We start from the raw sequence: 6,169 nt of genomic DNA, 5'->3' as shown, positions 1-6,169 counted from the left end.
CGGCGAGCACTACGCGCTCGGCGCCTTCGACTTCGTGGTGCTGCACACCAAGGGCGGCGCAGTGCGCTGGTTCAAGGTCTCGCCGGCCCGCGGCGACGACGCGGCCGATTGAAAACGCTGCTGCGCGCGCTGAGCTTTGGGCTCGCGGGGCTGGCCCAGGCGGCATCGATCGCGGCGCCGTGGAACGGCCAGCCGCTTTGGTGGCTGCAACTGCTGTCGCTCGCCGCGCTGGTGTGGCAGCTCGATGCGCTGCGTCCCGCCGGCAGCGCCGCCGACGCATCGCCCCGGCCCTGGCGCGCTGCCGGCTTGCTCGGCTGGGTCTTTGCGACGACCTGGCTCTGCGGCACCTTCTGGTGGCTGTTCATCTCGATGCACACCTACGGCGGGCTGGCGGCGCCGCTGGCCGCGCTGGCGGTGTTCGCTCTGGCCGCGGCGCTGTCGCTCTATTACGCGGTCGGCTGCGCGTTGTACGTGGCCTTCGCACCGGCGAGCCCGTTGCGTTCGGCGGCTTTCTTCGCTGCGCTGTGGACCCTGGCCGAACTGCTGCGCGGCAGCTGGTTCACGGGCTTTCCGTGGGGCGCGGGCGGCTATGCGCATGTCGACGGGCCGCTCGCGGTCTACGCGCCGTGGATCGGCGTCTACGGCATCGGCGCGATCGCCGCCGCCATCGCGACCCTGGTACCGCTGGCCTTCCGCCATGCGCGCGGGCGCGCCTTCGCATGGCCGGCGGGGCTGGCGCTGGTGCTCTTCTGCGTGCCGGCATTGATCGACCTGGCGCGCGGCACGCCTGCCGATGACGCGGCCCGTTCGCGCGGGCGCATCGCGGTCGAACTGCTGCAGGGCAACATCCCGCAGGACGAGAAGTTCATCCCGGGCGGCGGCATCGCGACCGCGCTGCAGTGGTACGGCGAGAAGCTGCGCGATGCCGACGCGCCGCTGGTGATCACGCCCGAGACGGCCTTGCCGCTGCTGCCGTCGCAACTGCCGCCGGGCTACCTGGACGCGATCGCCGCACGCTATGCAAGCGGCAAGCAGGCCGCGATCGTCGGCCTGCCAATGGGCGATGGCCGCTCCTACAGCAATGCGGTGCTCGGCTTCCAGGCCGGCGAGGCGACGCCCTACCGCTACGAGAAGCACCACCTGGTGCCATTCGGGGAATTCATCCCGGGCCTGTTCCGCTGGTTCACCGACATGATGAACATCCCGCTCGGCGACTTTCGCAGCGGCGGGCTGGCGCAGCCGCCCTTCGTCTGGCTCGGCCAGCGCATCTCGCCGAACATTTGCTACGAGGATCTGTTCGGCGACGAGATCGGCGCCAACTTCCGCAGCGCGGAGGAGGCGCCCACGATGCTGCTCAATGTCAGCAACATCGCCTGGTTCGGAGATTCGATCGCGATCGACCAGCACCTGGCGATCTCGCGCATGCGGGCGCTGGAGTTCCAGCGGCCGATGGTGCGCGCCACCAATACCGGCGCCACGGTGGTCATCGACCATCGCGGCCGGGTGACGCACGAGTTGCCGCGGCTCACGCGCGGGGTGCTGAAGGCCGAGGTCGAAGGGCGGGGCGGGCGCACGCCCTATGCGGTGTGGGTGTCGCGCCTCGGGCTCTGGCCGCTGTGGGGTCTGGCGCTGGCGGTGGTGGCGGCCACGCTGGCGCGCCGCCGCCCTTAGCTCGAAGCCTTCACCGGCCAGTCCCGCAGCTTGCCCGGGTTCAGCAGCCCGCGCGGATCGAAGCGCTTCTTCATCTCGACGATCTCCGGCGGCAGCGCGCCGCCGGCCTTGCCGTCCTCGACGATGAAGACATGCGGGTTGTTGATCCGCACGCCACGATCGCGGTGCATGCGGATGATCTCGGCCAGCCGCTCCTCGGTCGTGAAGCGCACCAGCTGCAATGCGCTGCAGGTGACCAGGCCGTCGAGATTGCGCAGGAACTCGACGTGCATCAGCACCTCGCCGGCGAACAGCTGCTCCATCTCGGTGATCTGGGCCACGTGCTGGCCCGGCACGAAGCTGCTCTGCAGATAAGTCAGCGACTTGTCGACCTTGAGCGCGTGCAGCGTCGTGTGGTTCCAGGTGAACTCCATCAAGGTGCGGTTGCTCTTCTTGACCTCTTCAGCGGTCTTGCGATAGGTCGGACGGCCGCCATGCATTTCGGCCAGCGTGAGCATCGGCTCTTCGGAGGATTCCGCGACCAGCGACAGCACCGCGTGGCAGCCCTTGGGCAGGTACTCGGCGAGCTGCGCTAGGTGATCGGGCACCGGGCTGGCGAAGAAGGCCACTTCGCGCTTCACGATGCCGGGCGCATGCGCCAGCGCGTCGGCGAAGGCCAGCGCCGGGGCGAAGGCGTCGAAGACCACCAGGCTCTCGAGCCATGGGTGGGCCGGCGCCAGCGCCACCTCGAGCTCGAGCACCAGCCCGTTGGTGCCCCACAGGTGGTGCATGCGCATTGCTTGGGCGCCGCGCAGCTCGACGATCTGCGGTTCGGGCTCGATGGTCATCGCGCGCACGCCGAGCACATTGCCGGGGGCGCCGAGCGGGCCGTAGTTGATCGAGCCGACACCGCCGAAGCCGCCGCCGAACAGGCCACCGAGCGTCGCGCTGCGGTAGGTCGACGGAACGCAGCGCAGCTCCTGGTCGGAAGGACGGGTGTGCTTCTCGAGCTCGCCGAGCCGGATGCCGGCCTGCGCGCGCGCGACGCCGGGGCGGACCCATTCGACGGCGTTGTAGCCGGTCATGTCGAGCACCACCCCACCGGCCAGCGGCGTGGTCTGGCCGTAGTTGCCGGTGCCGCTGCCGCGGATCGTGATCGGCACGCCGAGCCGTGCGCAGGCGCCGACCAACGCGCGGATCTCGTCCTCGGTGCGCGGGCGCACCACGGCATCGGCGCGCTTGTCCTTGAGCTGCCGGTCGAGCACCGGGCTGAACCAGGCGAAGTCCTGCGACAGCCGCGCGATGCGGCTCGGGTCGGTAATCCAGTCGAGTTCGGGAAGTTCGAGGTGCRGGCGCTCGATCGAGGTCATGGGTGCGTTCATCGGAGTCAGTCTTGGGAGAGTTCGCTCGCGTGCCAGGAGCCGAGCGCGAGCTTGGTGAGCCAGGCCATCAGCACGAACAGCGCGACGCCGGTCAGCGAGATCAGCAGCAGGGCGGCGAACATGCGCGGGATGTTGAGCTGGAAGCCGGCCTGCAGGATCTGGTAGGCCAGGCCGGCGCCCGAGCCGCCGGTGCCGGCGACGAACTCGGCCACCACGGCGCCGATCAGCGCCAGGCCGCTGGAGATCCGCAGGCCGCCGAAGAAGTACGGCAGAGCGCTCGGGATGCGCAGGCGCACCAGCTGCTGCCAGCGGGTCGCGCGGTTGAGCTTGAAGTAGCTCTGCAGGTCGGGCTCGATGCTGCGCAGGCCGAGCGTGGTGTTGCTGATGATCGGGAACAGCGACACCAGTGCCGCGCAGACCACCATCGCCGCGGTCGGATTCTTGACCCAGATGATGATCAACGGCGCGACCGCGACGATCGGCGTCACCTGCAGCAGCACTGCGTAAGGAAAGAGCGCGGTCTCGATCAGCTTGCTCTGCACGAAGAGGAAGGAGATCAGCACGCCGGCGATTGTGGCGACCACGAAGGACACCACCGTGATCTTGAGCGTCACCAGCAGGGCCATGCCGAGCGGCACCCAGTCGGTGACCAGCGTCTGCATCATCAGGGAGGGCGAAGGCACCAGGTAGGGCGGCAATTCCAGCGCCGTGACCAGGCCCTGCCAGAGCGCGATCAGCACCACGCCGACCAGCAGCGGATACATCACGCGCTGGACGCGCGGCTGCTGCAGCAGGGGAATGCGGGCCGGCTGCCTCGGCGCGGCTTGTTTAACCGCCGGGCGCGTCCGGGTCGGCGTCGTCGTTGCTTCCATCGCTGGGGTCCCCGCGGCGGTYGTCGGTGCCAGCGCGCTCATGCCTCGACCTCATCGTGGGCGCTGCTGGCGCGCAGCAGGCTGTCCTGCAGTGTCTTGGCATAGCGGCTGAACTGCGGCGACACCATGAAGTCGGCGCTGCGCGGGTAGGGCTCGTCGATGCGGAACTGCTCGACCACGCGGCCCGGCCGGGCGGCCATCATCACGACGCGGCTCGACAGGAACACCGCCTCGTGGATCGAGTGGGTGACGAAGATCACAGTGAGCTTCTTCTTCCGCCAGAGGTCGAGCAGTTCGGCGTCGAGCTTGTGGCGCGTGATCTCGTCGAGGGCGCCGAAGGGTTCGTCCATCAGCAGCAGGTCCGGCTGGATCACAAGGCCGCGCGCGATCGAGACCCGCATCTGCATGCCGCCCGAGAGCGCGCGCGGCAGGGCCGAGGCGAACTTGTCGAGGCCGACCAGTTCGAGGGCCTCGGCGACGCGCGCTTCCGCCTCCTTGCGCGGCACGCCGGCGAGGTCGAGCGGCAGCCGCACATTGGTGCGCACGCTGGCCCAGGGCATCAACGTCGGTGACTGGAAGACGAAGGCCATGCGGCGGCCGCTCTCGTCGATCTGCGCCACCGGCTTGCGCCACACCAGCAGGCGGCCGTCGGTCGGCTCGAGCATGCCCGCGACCATCTTGAGCAAGGTGCTCTTGCCGCAGCCCGAGGGCCCGAGCAGGGTGATGAACTCGCCTTCGGCGATGCTCAGGTCGACCGGCAGCAGGGCCTGCGTGCCGTTCGGATAGGTCTTCTCGGCCGAGAGGACCTCGACCGCCGGGACGGTGAAGCGAGGCTGCGGCGGCAGYGTGTAGGAGGCGGATTCGGTGTTGTTCATGCGGAGCCTTTCGAGAGGGCGCCGAAGCGCCCGGCGTGTCAGGGCAGGACCTTGGCGTCCTTCACGAATTCGGTCGTATAGGTCTTGGCGACTTCCACCTTGGCGGGGTCGAGCAGCTTGGCCGAGACCAGGAAGTCGTAGCTGGCCTTGGCGCGTGCATCGGTGATCACGCCGATGCCCTGCGTCGCCGCGTCGCCGCCGGTGACCATGCCCATTTCCTTCAGCTTGGCGACGCTGTAGGCCAGCTGGTCGTCGGTCATGTTGGGGTTGTCCTTCTTGATCAGGGCATTGGCGGGCGCCGGATCGGCGAGGTAGCTCTTCCAGCCTTCGGCCGAGGCCTTGACGAAGGCCGCCACCTGCTTGTTGCGCTCCTTGACGGTCTTGTCCATGCACGAGACCGTGGTGGCATAGGCCGGGAAGCCGTGGTCGCTGAACATCAGCACGGTGCTCTTCACGCCGGCCTTCTGGATCGCGTAGGGCTCCGAGGTCAGGTAGCCCTGCTGCGCGGTGTTCTTGTCGGCCACGAAGGGCTGAATGTTGAAGGTGTAGGGGCGGGTCTGCTCGTCCGTGAGCCCGAATTTGGCCTTCAGCCAGGGCCAGTAGCCGCGGTTGGCCTGGGCGCCGATCAGGATCGTCTTGCCCTTGAGGTCCTCGAACTTCTTGACGTCGTCGTGCGCGATCAGCACCTGCGGATCCTTCTGGAAGAAGGCCGCGACGTTGACCACCGGCACGCCGCCTTCGCGCACCTGCATCATCTGGATGTCGCTCGAACCCATGATGCAGTCGGCCTGGCCGGCAGCCATCATCTGCGTGATGTTGACCTGCGGGCCGCCCATCTTGATCGTGACGTCGAGGCCGTACTTCTGGTAGATGCCCTGGGCGACGGCCTGGTAGAAGCCGCCATGCTCGGCCTGCGCGTACCAGTTGGTCATGTAGGTGAACTTGTCCTGCGCCTGGGCCGGCGCTGCGGCGGCCAGCGCGAAGGCCGCGGCCAGGGGGGCGAGACGGAGGGCGAGGGGAAGGCGCATGGTGAGGACCTCTGTGGGGGTTGGAAGCGAAACGGGATCGGATACAAGGAGCGGGCCTCAGGCCACGGCTCCGATGGACGACTGGATGAAGCCCTGCTCGTGGCCGCGGCCCCAGGTGGGCTCCTCGCGCACCACCCAGCGCAGCGCGTGCAATTCGGTCAGCGCCTGCACCCAGCTCGCGGACAGCGTGTCGAGGATCTCCTCGCCCTGCTCGCGGGTGGCGCTGGTCGGGTCGCCGATGACGCCGCTGGGACCGAAGTCGCGCGCGGTCCAGGCGCAGGCCGGGCGGCCGTCGGGCGACAGCAGCTTGATCGGGAACGGCGGTGGGAAGTTGGCGGCGGCGCGCTCCATGTGCACCGTGT

General features: G+C 68.8%; 6 protein-coding genes and 1 pseudogene. 2 read left to right on the top strand and 5 right to left on the bottom strand.

From position 1 onward, the window contains the following. Positions 1 to 112 (top strand): annotated as a pseudogene (locus tag AC1DY5_RS38240) (HlyC/CorC family transporter); the annotation flags it as partial. Continuing rightward, a complete protein-coding gene (gene lnt / locus AC1DY5_RS38235; RefSeq protein ID WP_478119671.1) occupies positions 109 to 1,671 on the top strand; it encodes an apolipoprotein N-acyltransferase in 1,563 nt (520 codons plus the stop codon). The pseudogene AC1DY5_RS38240 and the gene lnt, both read left to right, overlap by 4 nt. Here lnt and AC1DY5_RS38230 read toward each other — a convergent pair. The 5 genes from AC1DY5_RS38230 to AC1DY5_RS38210 all read right to left on the bottom strand — a co-directional run. Further along, a complete protein-coding gene (locus AC1DY5_RS38230) occupies positions 1,668 to 3,032 on the bottom strand; it encodes an FAD-binding oxidoreductase (protein ID WP_478119670.1) in 1,365 nt (454 codons plus the stop codon). The genes lnt and AC1DY5_RS38230 overlap by 4 nt on opposite strands. A 5-nt stretch (positions 3,033 to 3,037) precedes the next feature. Continuing rightward, positions 3,038 to 3,946 carry an ABC transporter permease gene (locus tag AC1DY5_RS38225; RefSeq protein ID WP_478119669.1) on the bottom strand — a complete coding sequence of 303 codons (909 nt, stop codon included), beginning with the start codon at positions 3,944 to 3,946 and terminating at the stop codon, positions 3,038 to 3,040. After that, positions 3,943 to 4,779: an ABC transporter ATP-binding protein gene (locus AC1DY5_RS38220; protein ID WP_478119668.1), complete on the bottom strand. Its 837-nt coding sequence runs from the start codon at positions 4,777 to 4,779 to the stop codon at positions 3,943 to 3,945. The genes AC1DY5_RS38225 and AC1DY5_RS38220 overlap by 4 nt, the downstream gene beginning before the upstream one ends. Positions 4,780 to 4,817: 38 nt before the next feature. Continuing rightward, on the bottom strand, positions 4,818 to 5,807 hold the full coding sequence (locus AC1DY5_RS38215) for an ABC transporter substrate-binding protein (RefSeq protein ID WP_478119667.1): 990 nt from the start codon (positions 5,805 to 5,807) through the stop codon (positions 4,818 to 4,820). A 57-nt stretch (positions 5,808 to 5,864) separates the two neighbouring features. Then, a partial coding sequence (locus tag AC1DY5_RS38210) for a creatininase family protein (protein ID WP_478119666.1) occupies positions 5,865 to 6,169 on the bottom strand: 305 nt, incomplete at its 5' end.

It is taken from the genome of Variovorax sp. P4_D9 (assembly GCF_056401695.1).
The sequence above is the reverse complement of the archived record's forward strand: the minus strand, read 5'-3'. Positions and strand labels throughout refer to the sequence as shown.

Bases quoted from the DNA above. Each gene is read 5' to 3' on its own strand.
- AC1DY5_RS38215 (WP_478119667.1), bottom strand. From the start codon at position 5,807: ATGCGCCTTCCCCTCGCCCTCCGTCTCGCCCCCCTGGCCGCGGCCTTC.